General features: G+C 55.5%; 17 protein-coding genes. 4 read left to right on the top strand and 13 right to left on the bottom strand.

Annotation, left to right across the window (positions count from 1 at the left end; genetic code table 11):
- Positions 1 to 117: 117 nt before the first annotated feature.
- From AC1RKJ_RS08525 to AC1RKJ_RS08505, 5 genes are all read right to left on the bottom strand, one after another.
- Complete coding sequence (locus AC1RKJ_RS08525; protein WP_492790639.1) at positions 118 to 624, bottom strand: flavin reductase family protein; 507 nt, start codon at positions 622 to 624, stop codon at positions 118 to 120.
- Positions 625 to 627: 3 nt separating this feature from the next.
- A complete protein-coding gene (locus AC1RKJ_RS08520; protein ID WP_492790638.1) occupies positions 628 to 2,106 on the bottom strand; it encodes a 4-hydroxyphenylacetate 3-hydroxylase family protein in 1,479 nt (492 codons plus the stop codon).
- Between the two features lie 66 nt (positions 2,107 to 2,172).
- Complete coding sequence (locus AC1RKJ_RS08515) at positions 2,173 to 2,817, bottom strand: MarR family winged helix-turn-helix transcriptional regulator (RefSeq protein WP_492790637.1); 645 nt, start codon at positions 2,815 to 2,817, stop codon at positions 2,173 to 2,175.
- Positions 2,818 to 2,859: 42 nt separating this feature from the next.
- The gene (locus AC1RKJ_RS08510; RefSeq protein WP_492790635.1) at positions 2,860 to 3,627 is read right to left on the bottom strand and encodes a maleate cis-trans isomerase family protein; all 768 of its coding nucleotides are present in this window, start codon (positions 3,625 to 3,627) and stop codon (positions 2,860 to 2,862) included.
- Positions 3,617 to 4,315, bottom strand: coding sequence for an isochorismatase family protein (locus AC1RKJ_RS08505; protein ID WP_492790634.1), 699 nt, complete (start codon positions 4,313 to 4,315; stop codon positions 3,617 to 3,619). The genes AC1RKJ_RS08510 and AC1RKJ_RS08505 overlap by 11 nt, the downstream gene beginning before the upstream one ends.
- A 134-nt stretch (positions 4,316 to 4,449) precedes the next feature.
- Between AC1RKJ_RS08505 and AC1RKJ_RS08500 the strand changes: the two genes are divergently transcribed.
- The 4 genes from AC1RKJ_RS08500 to AC1RKJ_RS08485 are packed head-to-tail and all read left to right on the top strand — an operon-like array spanning position 4,450 to position 8,381.
- A complete protein-coding gene (locus AC1RKJ_RS08500) occupies positions 4,450 to 5,439 on the top strand; it encodes a Bug family tripartite tricarboxylate transporter substrate binding protein (RefSeq protein ID WP_492790633.1) in 990 nt (329 codons plus the stop codon).
- Between the two features lie 15 nt (positions 5,440 to 5,454).
- The gene (locus tag AC1RKJ_RS08495) at positions 5,455 to 5,943 is read left to right on the top strand and encodes a tripartite tricarboxylate transporter TctB family protein (protein WP_492790632.1); all 489 of its coding nucleotides are present in this window, start codon (positions 5,455 to 5,457) and stop codon (positions 5,941 to 5,943) included.
- A complete protein-coding gene (locus tag AC1RKJ_RS08490) occupies positions 5,934 to 7,433 on the top strand; it encodes a tripartite tricarboxylate transporter permease (protein WP_492790631.1) in 1,500 nt (499 codons plus the stop codon). Before AC1RKJ_RS08495 ends, AC1RKJ_RS08490 begins: the two co-directional genes overlap by 10 nt.
- 45 nt (positions 7,434 to 7,478) lie before the next feature.
- Entirely contained in the window at positions 7,479 to 8,381 is a 903-nt protein-coding gene (locus AC1RKJ_RS08485) for a polysaccharide deacetylase family protein (RefSeq protein WP_492790630.1), read from the top strand.
- 91 nt (positions 8,382 to 8,472) lie between these two features.
- Here the strand turns inward: AC1RKJ_RS08485 and AC1RKJ_RS08480 are convergent, their stop codons facing one another.
- From AC1RKJ_RS08480 to AC1RKJ_RS08445, 8 genes are all read right to left on the bottom strand, one after another.
- A complete protein-coding gene (locus tag AC1RKJ_RS08480; protein WP_492790629.1) occupies positions 8,473 to 9,843 on the bottom strand; it encodes a lipopolysaccharide biosynthesis protein in 1,371 nt (456 codons plus the stop codon).
- The gene (locus AC1RKJ_RS08475; RefSeq protein WP_492790628.1) at positions 9,836 to 10,642 is read right to left on the bottom strand and encodes a nucleoside/nucleotide kinase family protein; all 807 of its coding nucleotides are present in this window, start codon (positions 10,640 to 10,642) and stop codon (positions 9,836 to 9,838) included. Before AC1RKJ_RS08475 ends, AC1RKJ_RS08480 begins: the two co-directional genes overlap by 8 nt.
- Before the next feature lie 25 nt (positions 10,643 to 10,667).
- Positions 10,668 to 12,197: a nucleoside/nucleotide kinase family protein gene (locus tag AC1RKJ_RS08470; protein ID WP_492790627.1), complete on the bottom strand. Its 1,530-nt coding sequence runs from the start codon at positions 12,195 to 12,197 to the stop codon at positions 10,668 to 10,670.
- Between the two features lie 75 nt (positions 12,198 to 12,272).
- Positions 12,273 to 14,204 (bottom strand): AAA family ATPase, encoded by a 1,932-nt coding sequence (locus AC1RKJ_RS08465; protein WP_492790626.1) that lies wholly within the window; start codon positions 14,202 to 14,204, stop codon positions 12,273 to 12,275.
- Positions 14,201 to 16,207, bottom strand: coding sequence for an asparagine synthase (glutamine-hydrolyzing) (gene asnB / locus AC1RKJ_RS08460; protein ID WP_492790625.1), 2,007 nt, complete (start codon positions 16,205 to 16,207; stop codon positions 14,201 to 14,203). The genes AC1RKJ_RS08465 and asnB overlap by 4 nt, the downstream gene beginning before the upstream one ends.
- A 1-nt stretch (position 16,208) precedes the next feature.
- Positions 16,209 to 17,513: an O-antigen ligase family protein gene (locus AC1RKJ_RS08455; RefSeq protein WP_492790624.1), complete on the bottom strand. Its 1,305-nt coding sequence runs from the start codon at positions 17,511 to 17,513 to the stop codon at positions 16,209 to 16,211.
- Positions 17,510 to 18,850 (bottom strand): glycosyltransferase family 4 protein, encoded by a 1,341-nt coding sequence (locus AC1RKJ_RS08450; RefSeq protein ID WP_492790623.1) that lies wholly within the window; start codon positions 18,848 to 18,850, stop codon positions 17,510 to 17,512. The genes AC1RKJ_RS08455 and AC1RKJ_RS08450 overlap by 4 nt, the downstream gene beginning before the upstream one ends.
- Positions 18,851 to 19,200: 350 nt before the next feature.
- Positions 19,201 to 19,857 carry a LuxR C-terminal-related transcriptional regulator gene (locus tag AC1RKJ_RS08445; protein WP_492790622.1) on the bottom strand — a complete coding sequence of 219 codons (657 nt, stop codon included), beginning with the start codon at positions 19,855 to 19,857 and terminating at the stop codon, positions 19,201 to 19,203.
- Positions 19,858 to 20,073: the final 216 nt, after the last annotated feature.

The raw sequence follows: 20,073 nt of genomic DNA, 5'->3' as shown, positions 1-20,073 counted from the left end.
ACTCATGACATTTCCCCCTGAGTCTGAATGATAGCGCACCGTTAATTCCAATTACACTATGAATTTCTCAAAGGGCTTTCAGCAGGCTGAGAACCGCTTCAACTACTTACCTCCAAACTATTTTGACCCGTGCAACGACGCAAACATTCCGCGGCAAAAGACCAGCGGCGTTCCCGCCGAGTGATTGAAGTGCTCTACCCTTCCCAGAAATATCACATGATCGCCGCCATCGAAGCAGCTTAAAATTCTGCATTCGAATCGGGCAATACAGTCAGCTATGTATGGTGCACCCCAGCTATTCGCGGCAATCTTCACACCATTAAACTTGTCATGTGCTGGCTTTGCAAAGCGGTGAGCGAGGTCAAGTTGGTCCTCGTCTAGCACGTTGACTACGAAATGATCGGCTTTAAGGATCGCATCCTTGCTGGGGGCATCACGGCGAAGACTCCAAAGAACGAGCGGTGGATCAAGCGACACCGAAGCGAACGAACTAATCGTAAGCCCTACCGGCGATTGGCCCTCAGGTCTCGCCGTTATGACCGCCACGCCAGTCGGAAAGCACCCGAGCGCGTTGCGAAAGGCCCGTGTATCGAAAGTGGTGGGTAAGAGAGCGTCCCCCGACATTCTCTATTCCGCTGCGGCTTGAGAGGGCGACTTGGGTCCGTAGCTCGCCATTAGGTCATCGACGGTCGTGTCAAAGGTTTGCCATGGAGCCAGCCTCATGCTGTGTGCCCGCACAAGGAACGGGGGGCCAGCGTAGAAATTTTCGTACTGCACGTGCCTGGCGCCAAACTCCGAGGCGAGCAGATCCCAAGCAAGCTTGTACAGCTTCATTCGGTCGAGGGCTGTCTCGTTCTCCGTCGCCCAATAGGTCTCGAAGATGTCGTTGAGCTTCTCGCTCTCGATGATGGAAATATCAGCGGGCATCTGGAAGATGGCGCCGCCCATGAGCTCACGCACCATTGCGCAAATCGGGCCGTAGTTGTCCTGACACCAGCTTAACGCCGCGTACATATACCGTTGGTTCACGACAACATAGCCATCGCCAAGCGGCTGGTAGTCAGCAATTTGACCATGGACTAGCCCGGCAATGGTGGCTTCCATTGCGGCCAGCTTGCCCAGCGTGTCCTGAACGGCGGGAATTCCCCGCACGCCGGCAGACTTCGCAATCTTATTTGCCAAGCCGATAATCAATTGAAGTTTTGACCAGAATCGAACGTTTGACTGGTGATTGCCGAAGTAGTGGCCACCGGTTTCCATATAAATGGCACGACTAAGATCAACGTTCCCGATGGTGAACACGCGGGACCAAGGTACTTTGACATGCTCGCACACAAGCATGCAGTCACTCTCGTCGAATCGTGAAGACAGAGGGTAATCGAAGTCGTTCGCTGCGGCTTCTTCCATGGACCTGCGCGACCAAAGCGAAAGACCAGGTGAGTTGACGGGAATTGCACATGTAACGGCTTCTTTCACGCGATCCGGGGCAAGTGGGGTCAAGTTCCCGATCCAGACCTCGTCGCAAAAAGCACCGCCTGTTGCGAGGGTCTTCATCCCGTGGAGCGTGATCCCTTCGCTATCTGTGGACTCAACATGCAGGGCAGGCGATTTAAAGAAATGCGCCTTCGAATCCGATGAATAATTGCGGGCCCCCTGAGGTGGATGAGTGGCGTAACTCACGTAAAGATCATTGTCCCGGATGTACCGATAGTAATCCAATAGCCTGTTCTTGAAACCGTGATCGGCGACGTCAAAGACTTCAGGCCGGCAGGTCATGCCGGTTATGAATGAAGCGACGTGATCGGGGGACCGGCCGAAGAGACCGTAACTCGCATCGGCCCACAGCTTGTGACCCTTCATCCGGAACTGAAGATCGCGCGTGTTTCGTGGCTGTAAATAGTAGAAGCTGTGGCGATCGCCCTCAGATTCAAAGGAAAGGCTATCTGTATGGGACGCGTCCCGCTTTAGATCAAAAAGATGAGCAAAGCTCTTCGCAGAGTTTCGAAAGCCGGGGTGCGTTGTGACATCGTCAACCAGCTTATTTCCGAGATAGACTTTCCGACCATCCTGAAGCGAGCGAAGATAATCCTTGCCAGACCGAAGCATAAGTCACCCATTAGTTATTTATCTAAACTAAATAATAAACGAGTACGAAGCTGTCAAGCGTACTTATTATGCTCCCCCGGGACTGCGTCTTCGGCGGCGTGGGCGAGGGACGTTTCCCAAGACTGCCAGCCGCTGGGCGGCTGCAATTTGATCGAGTACTGCGCTAGCCTTTTCAGCCTGCGAAAGTAGGGTATCCAGCTCATCAGCGTACGAGGCTGCGCTTTTCCGATCCAGGTGTCCGTACAGCGTGTCGTTCACAATCGTCTGGACCGGAGCGATCATTGAGAGCGCTTCGCGTCCTTTTGTTGTCAGAGCCAGAAAGCTCATTCGCCTGTCATTTGGGTTGGTTACCTTTGCTAAAAACCCTTGGGCTTCGAGGCTACTAATTTCCGTACTGACGTATGCGTCGGTCATGCGCATCTCGCGTGCGACCGAACGCACGGTCCAGTTCGTGTCCGTCTGAAGCCGTCCAAGCGCCTGCATCAGCACATACTGGAATGAGGAGACGCCGATCAGCGATGCAAATCCGCCACGAATATTCTCGAGCATCCCCGATAGCACGTAGTGCAAATGCGTAATCCGGCGTACGAGCGCGTCAGAACCGTCAAGCATCAGAGCTGCGCGCGAAATGGTCGGCGGAAGCAAAGTTTCCTTCGATCCGGTAGTCCTCGGTTTTGCGCGTAACGATTGCTTGGGTTCTTTGGATTTCATGGACTGACTACCTTGTGCGCCCATATAGCGCTGTCTTTCGAATCATCTGTAATTTAGTCGGGCTGCCCAATCCTTGATTAACATGCTTTTGTCCTCCCTGACAGGCAGCGCTGACGGGTGCCCGATCGCACGCAAAAGTGCCCATGCGAGACAAAGGTTTGAAGAAAATACCGGTTTTCCCGATCGCGCCGAAATTTCAGGAATTGCTGTGAGGGTAGGCGCGCCAGTCCCGGTCAAAACGATTGCGTCGGCTTTGCTCCAGTCCATCTTACTGACAGCTTCAACGATACTGCTCGTCCGCAATCGGTAGATTCCCAGGGTATCGCCAGTCCCGAGATCGACTCCGCCCTTCGAAACAAGATCAAAGCCGCACTCTGTCCAAAAATTGAATGACGCGTTCTGCAGCCAATCCGGGTAGGGGCCGAATATCGCGATGCGGGTTGCTCCCAGTTCTTTGAGAGCCATACGGATCGCTTGAGCTGAAGAGATTATGGGATATCCAAAACGCTTGGACAGCCGATCAAATTCGCGGTTCGCTTCAGGTTCACCACGCAGATAGGTGGTTGCCGTACAGGCGAAGCCAAAGGCCCCCAATTTGATCGCCCCATATCCTTCAAGGCTATCTCCAAGGTTTGTGAGATACTCACCGAATCTCTTTCGGGCGTCGTTCATGTCACCGCGCAGACGGGTCGTGACCATCGTAACATCCGCCGGGATAAGCGTTGCCATTTCTGGCTCGACGGTTGGATTCGATTGCGGTGGAGCAATGCCGATGATGCCTGCCGAACCATATTCGAAATCATCCCGCATCTTCGTCATCACCTTGGAGATTGGCGAGCTGTGAAAGCAGTGTCGCGGTTGGCAAAACTTCTGCATACTTCTGCGACATATCGAAAAGGTTCACGGCATGGGTTGTCGTACTGCGGTCGTAGACACACTCTTCAGGAATTGCGACATGAAAGTTATAGGAAAATGCGTCGACGACGCTGCTCCTGATGCATCCTGATGTCGTGCAGCCGGTCATGACTAGAGTGTCGACCTTGAGATCTACAAGATGGCTGACAAGCGTTGTTCCAAAAAAGGCACTAGGATGCTTCTTCGGAATTAGTATGTCTTGTTCAACCGGTGCCACTTCTTTCACAAATTGATAGCCCTGGAGCGGAATTGACATAATGGCGGGCACTTTGCCGGCCAGTCGCCCGCCGTCGTTCGCCGTTTTCGGTGCGACATGCGGATAAAGGACCGGCCATCCCTTGTCGCGAAACAAGGTCAAGACGGTTTGTATTTGATGGACTGCCTCCCAAGCGACATCGCCACAGGATGTTGGAAACTCCTCCACCGCCCTCCAGAAGGGCAGCGGTTGCGTACCAGTAGTTCGATACTGAACGTCGATGATAAGTAGCGCCGGGCGCTTTCCAAGGCCAGCCGATCGACCGAAACCAGCCGCTTCGTAGGCGCGCTTTTCTTCGGCGGAGATAAAGGGGTCCCACGGTCTCATGATCGTCCTTTGTGCTAAGCGGCAAAATTTTGTGCATATTTTTAGTTTGCAAAATTAAATATCTTGAACTAGCCTTTTAGTCAAGTTGGGTTCGGCTGCGTGTCAGCAGTAAGCAGGCACAGTTTGGAGGCGTTATGCTTTATTCAATTTGGTCAAAGATTGGACGTCTGACGGTTTTCTTTGCTATTGCGCTTTTTTCGCCAAGCGCTCTTGGCGCGGACTATCCCAGCAAACTTGTAAGGATCATTGTGCCGTTTCCTCCTGGTGGCGTGTACGATCTTTACGGTCGCATGGCTGCAGAACATCTGACGAAAGCGCTCGGACAGCAATTTATCATTGAGAACATTCCCGGCGGCCAGGCGATTCTCGGCTCGCAGACAGTCGCGAACGCGGAGCCGGATGGCTACACATTGCTGATGGGCGGGCAGGCGACGCACGCAACCAACCCGCATCTGTTCACGAGCCTGAAGTTCGATGTTTTGAAGGACTTCGAACCAATCGCGCTGATTGCGATGCTCGGAAATGTCCTAGTCGTTAATCCAAACCTGCCTGTGAAAACGGTTCAAGAATTCGTCGCTTACGCAAAAGCCAACCCCGGAAAAGTTACCTTCAGCCACGCCGGCTCAGGAACCTCAATGAGCATTGCCGGTGAACTGTTCAAAGAAAGGGCAGGCGTCAATCTTCTGAGCATCCCATACCGAGGCTCCGCTTTGGCGGCAAATGCGGTCGCGGTCGGCGAAGTTCAATCGATGTTCGCGAACACCATTTCGGTGATCAGCCAAATCAAGGCAGGCACAGTGCGACCTTTGGGAGTAACGACCACCAATCGCCAAGATCTCATCCCCGATGTTGCGCCAATCGCTCAGCAGGGAGTGCCAGGTTACGAAATGCGATCATGGTTCGGTCTCTTCGCCCCAGCTAAAACGCCGAAACCAATCGTTGAAAAAATAAATACAGAACTGCGGAAGATGGCCGAGATGCCTGAATTTAAGAAGCGCATTATCGACAGTGGCGCTACACCGGGTGCGTTCACGGCCGACGAATTCTCAGCGTTCGTAAGAAGTGATTTTGAAGTCATTGGCAAGATCGTCAGAGAGGCGGGCCTTAAGGCCGACAGCAACTGAGCGATGGGCAGATAAATGACCAGAAAGTTGTTCCTCAACAAAGATGTCCTGGCGGGAATCTTGTTTGCGACTCTGGGGTTAGCGGCGATCGCGTTAAGCCTGAATTATAAGATTGGAACTGCCGGCCGTATGGGGCCGGGGTATGTGCCGCTCATGATCGGAAGCGGAATGGCGCTTTTTGGGCTTGTTATCGCTGCAAAAGGCTTTGCTGCTACCCTCCGAACGGAGAGCCTTTCGATAAACGCGGATCACTGGAATACGCGGCCGCTGTTTAGCGTCCTGATCGGCATATTGCTGTTTGCTGTCTTGGTAAAGCCAGCGGGGCTGATCTTTTCAAGCCTGGCGTTGCTTGTGTGCGGCGCTCAGGCGGTTAAAGGCAATAGCATCATGGAGACGCTGCTTCTCGCCGGCGTTCTTATCATCGGGGTCGCATTAGTCTTTGTGTATGGCATCGGCGTACGCATCGATCTTCTTCCTAGACTGCCGGTGTTGCCATGGAGCTAGGTCTCAATCTTCTGAACGGACTGGCTTCGGCGTTGTCGCTTGCAAATCTTTTTTACTGCTTCGTCGGCGTTCTGATTGGAACTCTGATCGGTGTTCTGCCTGGCTTGGGTCCGACCGCAACGCTCGCAATTCTGTTGCCCATCACCTATCAGTTGCCAGCCGACGCTGCTTTCATCATGTTAGCTGGCATCTATTACGGCGCTCAGTACGGCGGCTCCACGACGTCCATCCTGATTAACCTTCCGGGTGAAGCATCGTCGGTGGTGACGGCACTGGACGGTCATCAGATGGCCCGGCGAGGCAAAGCTGGGACAGCGCTCGCAATAGCCGCCATCGGCTCGTTCTTTGCCGGAACTGTAGCGACTGTTTTCATCGCGTTGCTGAGCCCTCCGCTTGCGGCGTTCGCGCAGAAGTTCGGTGCGCCAGAATATTTTGCCTTGATGGTCCTCGGACTTGTGGCCGCCGTCGTGTTGGCCAACGGTTCGTTACTGAAATCGATCGCCATGATATTTCTGGGCCTATTCCTCGGCCTGGTTGGTACTGATGTGAGTTCGGATGCGCAGCGGTTTACGTTTGGCTTTCTGCAACTAGCCGATGGCATCGACTTCACCATAATTGCAATGGGACTGTTTGGAATCTCAGAGGTAATCTTGGCGCTCGAGAAGCCTGAAACGCGTAGGCTTGTCACGACCAAGCTAAACAAAATACTCCCTAGTGGCGAGGAGTTGCGCGAGTCGTGGCCGGCCATGCTGCGCGGTACAGGAATCGGATCAGTTCTGGGAATCTTGCCTGGGGGAGGCGCTATTCTTGCGTCATTCGCGAGTTACGCGCTTGAAAAGCGAGTTGCGAAAGATCCCTCAAAATTCGGACACGGAGCTATAGCGGGTGTGGCCGGACCTGAATCGGCGAATAACGCGGGCGCTCAGATGTCCTTTATTCCGCTGCTGACGTTGGGCATTCCAGCCAATTCCGTCATGGCGCTTATGCTTGGTCTCATGACGGTGAAGGGTATTATCCCAGGGCCGAAAGTTATCGAGGAACAGGCGCAACTGTTCTGGACGGTTGTCGCGAGCATGTGGATTGGCAATCTCATGCTCCTCGTTATCAATCTTCCCTTGGTGGGCCTCTGGGCGCGGCTGGTGCTCGTTCCTTACAGGCGGCTCTTTCCAGCTATTCTGCTGATCTGTTGCGTCGGGGTGTTTAGCGTCAATTTGCAGGCCTTCGATGTCGTGCTGATGGCCGGATTTGCCCTTGTTGGGTACATTTTACGCAAGTTGGATTGCGAGCCTGCGCCGTTGTTGCTGGGATTCATCCTCGCGCCTTTGCTGGAAGAGAATTTGCGCCGTTCTCTGCTGCTTTCGGGCGGGGATCCCGCCATTTTAGTCCATAGCAAAATCAGCTTAGCGCTGTTCTTAGCAACCCTGTTGTTGATCATGTCGCTGCTGCTCCCCGCGCTGCGAGCGAAAAGAGAAGCAGCATTCGCTGAGTAAGCTAGCGACTGTGATTTACGTCCATCAAACCTATCAGAGAGATGCATGACCAAGTTCGAAACAAAAATGAACCGTTACCCCTTCGTTCCTATTCCAAAACGCCCGGTTTACGAGTGGCCAAATGGCAAGCGGTTGGCAGTTTACTTTGCGATTAACATTGAAGCTTTCGAATTCGGCCGAAATCCAGGTCCCGATTTTACGACGATGCCGAGCGCACCGTTTCATCGTGGCTACGCCTATCGCGACTATGGAAACCGTGTTGGAGCATGGCGTCTTTTAGACATGTTCAACGAGTTGAATATACCGCTGTCAATTCTCACCAATGCAGCGGTTTATGATGCTTATCCTGAGTTGCTTGCCGCGTTTCGCGAGCGAAAGGATGAATTTGTCGGTCACGGTCGTACGAACTCCGAGCGCCAAGTCGATATGACAGAGGATCAGGAGCGAGAGATGCTTCGTGAGGTTTGCGAAAAATTTACAAGGGAAGAAGGTGCGGCACCGCGGGGTTGGCTCGGTCCCTTCATCTCGCAAAGCGCAAAAACTCCCGAACTTCTGGTTGAAAATGGGTTTCGGTACATGCTGGATTGGTTCTTTGATGAGCAGCCACAGCTGTTTCGAACGGATAACGGTCCAATTCTCAGCGTGCCTTATCCGTCGATGGAGCTCAACGATCTTCCGGCGATTTTCAATCGCAAAGTAAGTGATGAAGAATTTGCATCTCTCTTGATTGATGCATTTGACCAACAGCTCGAAGATTCAAAAAAGTATCCGCTCGTCTATTGTGTTGCATTGCATACCTTTGTGATGGGTCAACCCCATCGCGCGCGCAGGCTTCGGCGTGCCTTGGATCATGTTGCCAAGCATCGAGACGATATCTGGATTACAACCGCCGGCGAAATCGCTAAGCATTCCCTAACACTTCCGAAGGGCGTGTTGATTGAGCCGTAAAAGGGTTAGCTAATTCGATACGAACATTAATCCACAGGTCTCGCTAGGCGACTCTTCGCGTGCGGCCGGCGCAGTCGCGCATCAGTTCCGGTCAGATCGTGGGACTGCCACGCGTCGTGCGAATAATCGTCTTCGTCCTGAACATCGATTGAAGCATGAAGATCGGACCCGGCAGTAATCGCATGTAATGCCAGATAAAAATTGCCATCGCTATATTCCAGACAACGAGTGTAACCGTTGTCGAGATTGCCGCACCCGTTAGTCCTAACGGGTAAACGAGAACGGCACTGAGAAGAAGGTTGAATAGAGCGCTCAGTATGAGAAGAAGCGCAGCTCCACGCTCGCATCCCGTCATGGTCATAATCGATAGTTGTGATCCGCAACTCGCGGCAATGACCTGGCCTGCAAGGAGTATGTGCAACGCGGGGGCTCCGGTCTCATAATCCCGACCAAACCAGGCGAGAAGCGGCGCAGCCATAGCGGAAAGCGCCAGCGCACTGATAGCGGCTCCGCACAGCGTCCACAATGCGATCCTAGTGATCAGGATTTGTAGCGAGTGGTGTTGCTTCCTGACAAACAGATCCGAGATGGTGGGCGCTAGTAAGGTGTTGGCAGCGGTTCTCGGCAGAGCCACCAGGAATGAAATGCTAAATATAAGGGCGTAGATGCCTGCATCCTTAGTAGATCCGGTCCAGCCGAGCACTAGCACGCCGCAACGATTCAGTAGAGCTTCTGTCGCGGTAATTGCCATGAGAGGTAGAATGATCTTTCGCCAGGCCGGAATATTGTAGTCTGGTAAGACGCCGTCAATTTCGGAAGGATGTAGCCGCCGCACGGCCAGGCTTGCCATGACGAGAGCCGCGGCCGTGCTGGCAAGTGTTGCCATCATGATCAAGGGGGCGTCGAGGTGCCATTTCAGCCCCCAGCTCAAGAGCGCGATGATGGATATCAGAGTGCCGTCCCGTACCATTCGATCCGGAACAACAGCCGACAGGACTCCGCCAAACGCCCGCACGATTGAGCTTCGAAGCCACAACAGGGCCCAGACCGGCACCAGAGTGAATCCCGCCAGAAAAGTATTTCTCAGCTCCGGAGTTATTTCGTTGGCCGAAATCGCAACCGCGATCGCGCCGACCGCGACGACGAGGGTGCCGGCGATCATCATGCGTCGCTCCGAATACTGGATAACGCCACGAAGCAGACCCCACGCCTGACTGGCGCGGTAAGCGGACACAAAGCGTAGAAGCGCAATATCGAAGCCAAGCGCCGAGAAATAAGCAAGAACCGTGATCCAGGCGAGAACGTAAGAGTAGATTCCGAATGTATCCACCCCGACGATTCTCGCTATCAGGAATTGTGAGCAGGCTGTTAACCCAGCGCCAACGACATAAACCGCGAGCGCGGTCATTCCCCCGAGGGTGACGCGTCTGACAGAGCCGCTGCCGAGTACTTTGTCAAACATGCGGTAGACCCTCACCGAAGAAGTTCTCCGAAATTGCGCGGTGCTTCTGATGTCGCGCGCGGAGCATCGTTCTCACCTGTTCTGCGACTCTGTTCACCGCATCGGCAAGTGAATTCGGATCGGATGAGCAGACGCAGGTTACGGCCTGCGCCCGTTTTCGAAGAAGATTGTACAACTGTTCGAAAATCGGTTTGCCTTCGATATTCGTTTTAGGATCGATCTCAAGCATGCGTTCTACCAAGCCCTGGAGGCGCTGTCGGTCGCGAAGACGGATTGCCAGGATCTCCGGAGGCGCATCGAGCTGGATCAGCACATCGGGTTTCGGGATGACGTCGAGCGCGTGCGCGATCAGTGTTTCGTCGACCGATCGGCCAAATAGCGCGAGCGAGCACACGGCCTGGACGAAGGCTTGATCGAACAATGTGATATGGTCTGACTCGGAAGCAAGATGCCAGGAGCGGGAGAGGCGAAGGATGTACTGGCTCAATCGGATCGACGAAAGAAAGTTTTTCGGCGGCAGGGCTCTCAGCAGGTTCGCAACCCTATTGACGTCGTTCGAATAGGCGAACGGGTGGAGCATCATTGTCAGCAACTCAATGATCGGCCGGGCCAGGCGGATAGCTACGGCTGCTGATCGGGCGGGCGCAGGATGTTTGCGCGGATCTGGTCGCACACGTTCGGCAGGCCGGTAGCTGAGAACAAGATCAACGATGTGACCCTGTTCCTGCAATTGAGCAGCAAGTGCGCGGGCGAAAGTCGTTTTGCCGACACCTTGGGGACCGAAGATCTCGATAATCATGCTCCAGTTTCCCCGAAAAACAGGTCTACAAAAGATTCCAGATCTCGGATTTGATCAGGCGTATCACTTCAGGCAGCGGTTGTTCGGCATTCACAGTCACGACACGCCTGGCCCCGAAGTTCAGGTGTTGTAGTACGTCTATGCGTTCGCGAATGACCGCCGGGTTCATGTTTGGCTCGCGCGTCTCTGCCGTTTTCGGCGTGACCTGCAGTTTGATGACGAGATCCGGCGGCAGGCGATGCGCGAGGGCGTAGGCAGAACCTTCCAGACGGCGAATCCATCGCGGAGCACCAGGAAGACGGTTGAGGAGAGGGCCGTCGTTGAAGGCGGGGATTTCGTTCTGGGGGTATCGATCCGTCAGAACGATCAGTCCCCTGTTGGCTCCGCGTCGCGCAGCCAACAGTTTGCTTAGCTTTTCCCGAGCGACAACGATCGCCCAGACAGTGAGAAGCGAGCCGTAGAGAAAGCCCGGTGCTCGGTTCGAAATCTTGCCATGCGAAGATCCCCTGGGACGCGATCGGAGGATGCGTGCGATCGGAGGCATCATCATCTTGAAAGGACGCAGAAGCAGTGACGGTCTGCCGTCCCCGGTGCCGAAGTATATGGGAACGACGTCGATCTCCGAGCCCAGCCACGCCCTGATTGCGGCCACGGCAGTAGACTTGCCGCTGCCATCGACGCCGACGATTGCCACGACGGCACCGCCGCCAGGCGCACGTCGGTTCCATGGCCGGGGCAAGTGAAAGAACCGCTTGTTAAGACCACCGGCGATCCAGCGAACCGCGCGGCCGGCTGCTCGCAAGCGTGCCTCAACCGTTCCGTAAGCGCGGTAAGGTGCAAGAAATTTTTCTATGTGATGTCTCAGTGCGTGCCGATCTGCCAGCGGTTTATCGTCGTAGACCTCAACGATTTCCGTCGCGAGATGCCGATTCATGAGGCTTGAGGCCAGATGGTGGAGGGCTTTGCGATCGAGATGAGCCGCGAGTATCTCGCGATCCAAGGCAAATTTTCGTGTTGTGGAGGTCCAATGCCACAGTGTGACCGGATCGCGGCGCCGCAGTTCCAGGCAACAGCGAATGATCAGCAGTAACGCCTCGCTTGCCGGATCGAGCATCTTGATGGGGAGTGACGGATGCTGAATGGCGCGTGCGAGGATCACTTCTTCCCACGGGAGGCGGTAATTCTTGAGTAATCGCTCGCCGACCACCAGGCAGAAGTGCAAGTGAATATGCACCAGTCGGCCAGTCAAATTATCATAACCGAGAAAACTTAGGACTGCCGGATCATCCCGGCTGGGAACCGACGGAAAGAGCTTCAAGCCGCGTTCGAGCAGGATGATCTCGCAACGGTGCTGATCTTTTCGTGCGATGAGAAGGTCAAGATCACCTTCACCGGTCAGGACGGAATGAATGCTCCTGCTGCTTTTCCAGAAGCAGTAAGATATTTCTGTCCGGTGGAAATCATGAAGAACAGCCAACAAGACGAGGGAGACGGAGCTTTCCGTGCGCGGTGGTGCAGTTACTTTAAGCTCTCTCTGGATATCTATCTGTCTCATGGTCGAGGCACTCCGGCTTCAACGGCGTTCGCTGGCAGCGATGGGTTTCACGATGGCAAACCACCTTTGTTGCAGTCAGGACCGAACCGAGTGCGAGTAGTAATTTTCGTATTTCACGAGAGCCTCACCGACATCGCCATAGCGATAGTCTGCGTGCGCTTGCAGATCGACCTGCGTCAGAAGAACGATGGGGATATCGACGTCCCTGGTGAGACCATCCGGGCTGCGCAGCAAGCTCATCGCGTTCTGCGCGACCTCGCGTCTCGTGCTACCCCACTTCACCACGAAGAGAACCTTGTCCGCCATCAGAGCCAGCAACCGGGATTCGACGATCCCGAGAAGAGGTGGTCCGTCAATAATGACGCTGTCGTAATTTTCGCTCAGTTGACGCAGCAGGAGCGGCAGTTTCTGGCCGGAAAGAATCGGCAAGGCGTCAAGCGGAGATGTGAACATCGCAAGATAATCGATTCCAAGATCCGGAATATGCGTAATGACCTCTGTCGGAGACTGGTTGCGCAGAAGGATATCGAAGATTTCCCGCTCCGCATTGCCGCCGAGTTCACGCGCGACGGATGGCCGCTTGAAGTCGAGGTCGATCAGCAGCACCCGTCGTCCGAGCGATGCGGCGCAGACGGCGATACTTACGGCGGCCGTGGTCTTTCCCTCTCCAGGCACGCTTGAACTGATCAGCACCGTCCTTGGCGCGCTCCGGGACGAGGCCAACCACAATTCGCTGACAACCGAGCGGATTGTCTCTGTGTACGCGGAGAAGGGCTCCGTCAGCATATATTGATGGGGCTTCATGTCTCCGATGCCAGGCAGCCGCGGCACAAGACGAACGCAGGATATCCCGAGCGCATCATTAATGTCGCGCTCGCTGCGCAGTCCTCTGTCGCCCTGCTCCGCGATCACGGCGATGATACTTCCGCCGATCAGCAGAATGATCAGGATCGGCAGAATGAAGAGAATGGGATTGTGGGAGCTTGGCTGCTCCGGCGGAGTGGCAAGAGAAACGATTCGGATAGTTGATCCCATCCCGTCTCGCTGGTCGAGGATTTCCTTCTCGCGCCTCTGGAGCTTGGAATAGGTCAACGCGCTTGCCGCTGCTTCGCGCTCAAGTGCGCGAAGACGGGTGTTGATCTCCCGCGTTCCATCGCGGCCCTGATTCTGCGAGGCCTGGGTCTGTTCCTGGGCGACCTTCTGGACGGCGGCAGTATTCTGCACGACATCGTTTCGCGCTTCGGTAATCCGTTCACGAAGCTGCGCAAGTTCATGAGAAGTGTATTTCGACTGCTGTTCGCTTTGGCCGTCAATGTACAATTGTATGGTCTTGTTCGCGACGATGGCCGCTTCTTCGGGATTCTGCGACGTATATCTGACGGTAATCACGCGGGAGCGGCCTTCCTGAGCAACCTTCAGACGCCGTTCAAGATCCTCGACATCGAGAGGCGCTCCGTGCCTGTCTCTGAAGAGCATTCCCACCCAGATGTGAAGGCGGCGATTAAGTTCGCCCAACCAGGATGTCCCGGCTTCGGTAGCTACAGATCTGGAGGGTTTGTTCGGGGATGCCGTCATTGCCGCGGCCCCGGCTCGTTTCGCTATCGCGAGGAATTCCGGATCTGCCAGCAAGACTTCGACAATCCGCTGCAGGTGATCGTGCGATGTTAGCACCTTGACCTGCGTATCAACGGCCGATTCATCCGATGCCGGCGAGGCAGGTGGTCCGCTGGCGCTCTGAACTGGGGTAACGATGATCTGAGCTGCGGCGGTGTATTTCGGCGCAACCAACAACGCAACCACGGTTGCCAGCAGCGTACCGCAGGTGGCAATCGTCAGAATGAGCTTCCGGCGGCGCCGCAGGGTATCAAGCAATTGCGCAAGGTAAAGTCCTGGAGCGGGTCGTTCATCGCCGGGATGCGCGTATCCGGCGTTGTACACGTTTGGCAACGGCCTGAATGCAGGAGCTATCTTGTGGGCTGCGTCCATGTCTATGCGCGTCCAGTTCATGACTCAATCTCCACAAGACATTTGGTTCCGGCGTTGTCGGGAGCAGGCAGTGACATACCTGTTTTGCAGTTCGCATCGAGCCATGATTGAATCATCAGAACCGACCACAGATAGCGCGACTGGTCGCGCCGGCCAGTCAGGTGCTCCTGCCAGCATGCCTGGACGCTTCGAGAATTGAGAAAGCCATCGTTCCGAATGCGGTGCATATCGAGCAATCCCTGGGCCCAGTCGCGTAACGGGCCGCGGAGCCAAGGGCCGATCGGCACATTGAAGCCTTGCTTCGGCCGCTCGAAGAGGTACTCCGGAAGGTAGCGGCGCAGAACCTGCCGCAACAGCCATTTACCTTGCCCGCCGCGAATCTTCAGGGACGTCGGCAAGCGCCACGAAAATTCAATCACGCGATGATCGAGGAACGGGCTGCGCGCCTCGAGACCTGCCGCCATGGTGGCTCTGTCGAGTTTCACGAGAATGTCGCCGACGAGGTAGCTGGCCATGTCGCAGTAGATGAGGCTGGCTGCCGCATCGGGCAGATTGGGAATATCCTCGATTCCGACTAGTCCGGGTGAAGTCGATTGCCATCCACAGCCGAACGTCATGAGCCGATGGTAGAGTTCGTGATCGTCCCTCGCGTTGAGGACTCGGCCGAGTTTTTCCAGATTTTCCGCGGTTAAGGTCGCGCGCAGATCTTCGGGGAGGGGCAAGCCGCGGAGCATGCTCTCCCAGCTTTCCGTGCTCAGCACGCGGAACGCCGAGACGGTCATCTGGCGCAGCTTCGCCGGAAGCTGGAAGAAAGGCGCCAGACGCGCCATCATGACATGGCGAGAGTAGCCACCAAAGCACTCGTCACCTCCATCGCCTGACAGCGCGACCGTGACATGCTCCTTCGCTAGCCGGGAAAGAAGCAGTGTCGGAATTTGCGATTCGTCGGCGAACGGCTCGTCCCAAACGTGCGGAATATCCGGAATGACGGCGAGCGCTTCTTTGGGCGTGACCCGGAACTCCGTGTGCTTTGTGCCGAAGTGCCGCGCTACCAGCGAGGCATGTCGCGCCTCATCGTAGTTGGATTCGGCAAAGCCGATCGTGAACGAGCGAATCGGTTGTTGCGATTGCGCCTGCATCAGTGCGGCAATAATTGAACTGTCGACACCTCCAGAGAGGAATACGCCGAATGGCACGTCAGCTCTCATCCGCTGTTGCACGACGGTTCGCAGCAGTTGATCGAGTTCGGTTTCGAGATCGGATTGATCCCTTGTGATCGGGTTTTGCTGGCCCTCTTGTGCGATCGTGGCGAGAGACCACCAGCGTTGGACTCGTTGGCGCAGATAGGAGACGCTGCCATTTTTCAGATCATCGGCGGTCACGGAGAGCATTGTACCGGGCGGCAGCTTGAAAACGCCCTCCCAGATGCAGCAATGATCGGGAACGAAGCCGTGCCGCAACACCATGGCGATGGCGTTGCGATCGACCGTTGGCTTGAAGCCGGGGTAAGCCAGAATAGCCTTGAGCTCAGACGCGAAGACAATGCCGCCGCGGACGATCGCGATGTACAGAGGTTTCTTTCCGATGCGATCGCGAATTAAATGCAGAATTCGGTCCTTGCGATCCCAGACACCCAGAGCAAACATCCCGGAAAACTGCGTCAGTGCAGATGCGATGCCAAAATTCTCGAACGCAGCGAGCATGACCTCGCTGTCGCTGTGACCTCTGAAATGACAACCAGCTTCCTCCAGCTTTAGTCGTAGCTCCTCAAAATTGTAGACCTCGCCGTTGAAAGTCATGGCCAGACCTTTGCCGTGAGACAGCAACGGTTGTTTGCCGGCCTCCGACAGATCGACGACCGAGAGTCGGCGATGACCGAGGGCTATACCGCTATCCGCGTCGATCCACGTGCCGCTGGCATCGGGTCCACGATGGTGCAGGGTCGTGGTCATCGCTTCTATCGCCGCGAGTTGGCGCGGATCGGCAGCTTTTTGATCAAGAAAGATGCCGACAATTCCGCACATGTCATTTGCTCCGGTTTAGCAGGAAGGAGGGGATGCGGGCTTCTGTCCCGGCAACCAGCACGAAGGCGATTGTGAACCAGAACAGCGGATGGCGAACGATCAAATGGAAGATGCTGAGGACAGTGATGCTCCACACCACCATCGTTAGGGCGTCCAGATTGGATCGATAGACCGATCGGAAAGCCGTTGCGATGAGCCAGGTGAAAGACAGAACCGCGATCAATCCGCCCTGCGTGAAAAGATCGAGAAACGTGTTGTGCGCTTCGAAATTCGGTGTGCCGTTGACTTGGGGATGTTCGATGTATTTTGGCTCGGTCGCTTCCCGCCTGGCTGCGACGAGTACGGGTGGAATTTCGATGTGCGGGCCCGGTCCCAACCCAAGCATTCCCGACTCTATACCGCGATCGATTGCGCGACCCCATGATTGTAGCCGGATGTTGGCGGTTTCGGATGTTTCCTGGGGTGTGCCCTTTGCCATCTCCTTGATGACATCTAGCGCGTCGACCTCGATCAGGTTGGTGAATAGCAGTGCAGTGGAGGCGATAATCGGCAAGGTGACGACCATGACGCCGGCGATTGCGCTCCTGAACGGGATGCTCCGCTTGGACGTCAGCAGCCAGTATCGGAGCTTGAGCGCTGCGAAGAGCGGAAGCCCGCTCGCCAGGATAAGGCCAAACGTATCGCTCTTCGTGAGCCGGCCGACATACATCGAGAGGATCGAACAGGAGACAGCAAAGATCTTTCTGCCTGGTCCCGCTGCGTGTTCGACGAAATGAATCGCCAGGAACGTGATCAATGCACAAAAAATGGCGAGCTGATTTGGGTTTTCCGACAGGCCGCGAAATCTGTCCCAATACCAGGGGTCCATGTTCGGGATGGTGATGAAGTCCCACGCAAGGGCGAGTTGAACACCAAAAAACACAGCGCTGAAAAGCGTAAGAAACCACGCTGCGCGATGAATGTGGCAACCAGCGTGGGACTCCACCGTACTCAGGAAGCTCACAGCGGCGAGAAGCGGATACGCTAGGATATCGTGGATGAACAGATCAGGATCGTGAATGTCGCTGATCGCAAACGCCGTCGCGGACCCCAAGCACAGGGAAATGATGAAGAGGACCCAGAAAACAAACATTCGAGAAAGAGCCGCTGTCATCCTCGAGCGAAGCAGGTCTTGCATCCCGCCCAGCATCAAGGTGATCCAGATGACCAGGCAAATTTCACCCGGCCCGATCGGGACGCCATCGGGGCGCAGCTGCGACGCCGTGGACAGCAGCAAGCCGAGAGCGAGCAGGGCGTCCCGCATCATGAGGGCGCCTCCTGCAATATAGTCTCGTGTCTTGTTTCATCGCGCTCTCCATGCGAGGGGACCTGGGCCGATCGATCCATCAACGCGCTGTATGCTTCCGTGTATCGATTAACTGTGAGCTGAAGGCCGAATTCCTTTCTCACCAGTTGACCGGCGCGGGTACCCATCACCCGCGCAGATTCGCGGTCGTGCAGCATGTCCATAATTCTCGCAGCGAGCAGGCGCGGATCACGAGGTGGAACGAGAAATCCGCTCCACCGATCACGGACAACGTCGGTGCATCCCGGCATCTTCGTCGTGACTATCGGCAAATTCGCGAGCGCTGCCTCAAGCAAAACGCGAGGCACGCCCTCACGATATTCTGTCGGAAATGCGAAAACGTCGGCGAGACCGAGGAGTGCGGGGATGTCTGACCGTTTTCCGATGGGTATCACATAGGGGGCGTGGCGATCGATTTCGGCCTGTGTGACCGCAGACGATCCCTCACCCTCGCGTGGCCCGACAAGCAGGAAGCGCACATGGGGGCGTACCTTGTTCACCAATGCCGCTGCCGCAAGCAGGGTCGGAATTCCCTTCTGACGCGTCATACGGGTGACCGTGATCACAACCTCTGAATTATCAAGCTTGAGTTGTTGACGGAGCTCGTTTGCAGAGGGGCCTGTGAGAAGAGTCTTGTCGAAGGCCTCGATATCGACGCCCGAGCCAGGTATCAGCAGGCTCGTTCCCTTGCCGATCATCCGATGGCGTTCGAAGTAAGCCTGATCGTCACGGTTTTGAAATATCGTCAGGGCCGTGGAGCGCGCTGCCACCCGATGGAGCGTTGGAAAGATCTGACGCAGTGTGAGGGCCAACAACGAGCGCGATGAATAGATTTGTCCAAGCCCGTTGATTGTGCGTACTACGAGGACATTCGGCAGGCTCCTCGCTGCAAGGGGGACCAGCAAATTTGGCTTCGTATCAAAGCTCTGGGCGATGTGGGGTCCCACGTCGGCCATGAGTCTGGTCAGGGCGCGAACTGCGGAACCGTCCGCAAGCGGATTGATAAACCGGTTGAAGCAAAACGGACGGAAATCGATGCCGTGCCGCATGAATGGGCCAGGATCGCCTGTTCCAGCCGCAGTCACGCGATAGCCACGATCCCGGAGCGCGAGCAAGAATGGAATGCGCAGATTATGGTCCTCGCCTCCGATACAAAGCAGGTGCGGGTTCTTGCAGCGACTGTCGGAAAATCGGGCTTTGCCATTTTCGGTGCCGGCAATTTGCGGGCTGCTATGGCTGAATTGATATGTACTGCCGCGAGCTGGATTATCGATGTCACAGGAAAAGCTTTCGGTCATGAACGTATGTCCTACAAACGCATGAGTCTCGCGCGTGAATCTCGATGTCGCCGCAATCTCCCTGCTGCGTGTGTGAAGAACCCCATCATTGGCTCTGCCAAGCGGCCCTATCGAACGGAGGAGCCACAATGCTACCAGCAGGAAGGCTGACAGAGTTTGTGCATTAGGGAGTACCCATAGGGAGGTATGGTCCGAAGTGCCTGCGATTGCGGATGAGGATTTTGAAACTTGCGGCAGAACTGCAAGGGCATGATGCGCTGCCTCGCCTCGGAGGACGAGGGCGTAGATGACGTTACATCATCCGATGTTGCGGAAACCCGGAGATGGAATTGAGTTCCCCGCCCGACGGTTCAGACGGCAAGCCAGGTCGGCCCGGAATGATTGACCGCCATCGCAGCAAGTGCAGCCCGATTTTTGATGGAAAGCTTGTGATAGATATGGTGCAGGTGAACCTTGATCGTGCCCTCGGAAATGTTTAGTCGCCGGGCGGCCTCTTTGTTCGAAAGTCCTTCGGATATCTCATACATGATCTCGCGCTCGCGTTCGGTTAGACATGCAAGCGATTGGTTGGATATACCGGCGTGCGCGGAGTGATGCCGTCCCCCCGAAACATTTTTATCGTCGGGGAGCACACGGCCGATCGATCTCTGACAAGCCGCGACCTGACGCAGGGAGTGCACCAACGTCGTTTCCTTGAGGCACAATCCATAGGGAGTGGCGGCGGATGCTACAATCAGCTCGCGAAGCTGGGATGATGCCGCTAGAAAGACCACCCGCGTGAACACGGATGCCGACGCGATGGCCGCGAGAATATCGAAACCTGGTATGCCAGACATGGCTTCGATGAGCGCGATGTCCGGAGATTCAGCCTGGATAATCCGAATGCATTCGGTGCTGTTGATGCAGCCAGCTATGACCTTGAAGCTCTTCTCCGCATTCAGAAGATTGGCAAGGCCTTGCAAAACCAATGGATTGCGGTCCGCAATAACTACTCTTACGCAACGCATAGCACACACCTCTGAAATGGGTGCCCCCAGTCAGTATCGATGCGGCCTTCGGAGATATCTCGTCAGGCACGATATAGCGTAGTAAGGCCTTATTTTTTTCACATTTCCACACGGGCAGCAAGTCAAGAATTTGTAACTCGTGAGTGTGGTGGCGGGTTTGGCCGCCGTTCAGCCGCAGGCGCAAGTTGCGCCCGGCCGCATTCGCACCGCGCTGCG

The organism is Afipia sp. GW822-FHT04G07 (genome assembly GCF_058800765.1).
This window is presented reverse-complemented; position numbering and strand designations above follow the sequence as displayed.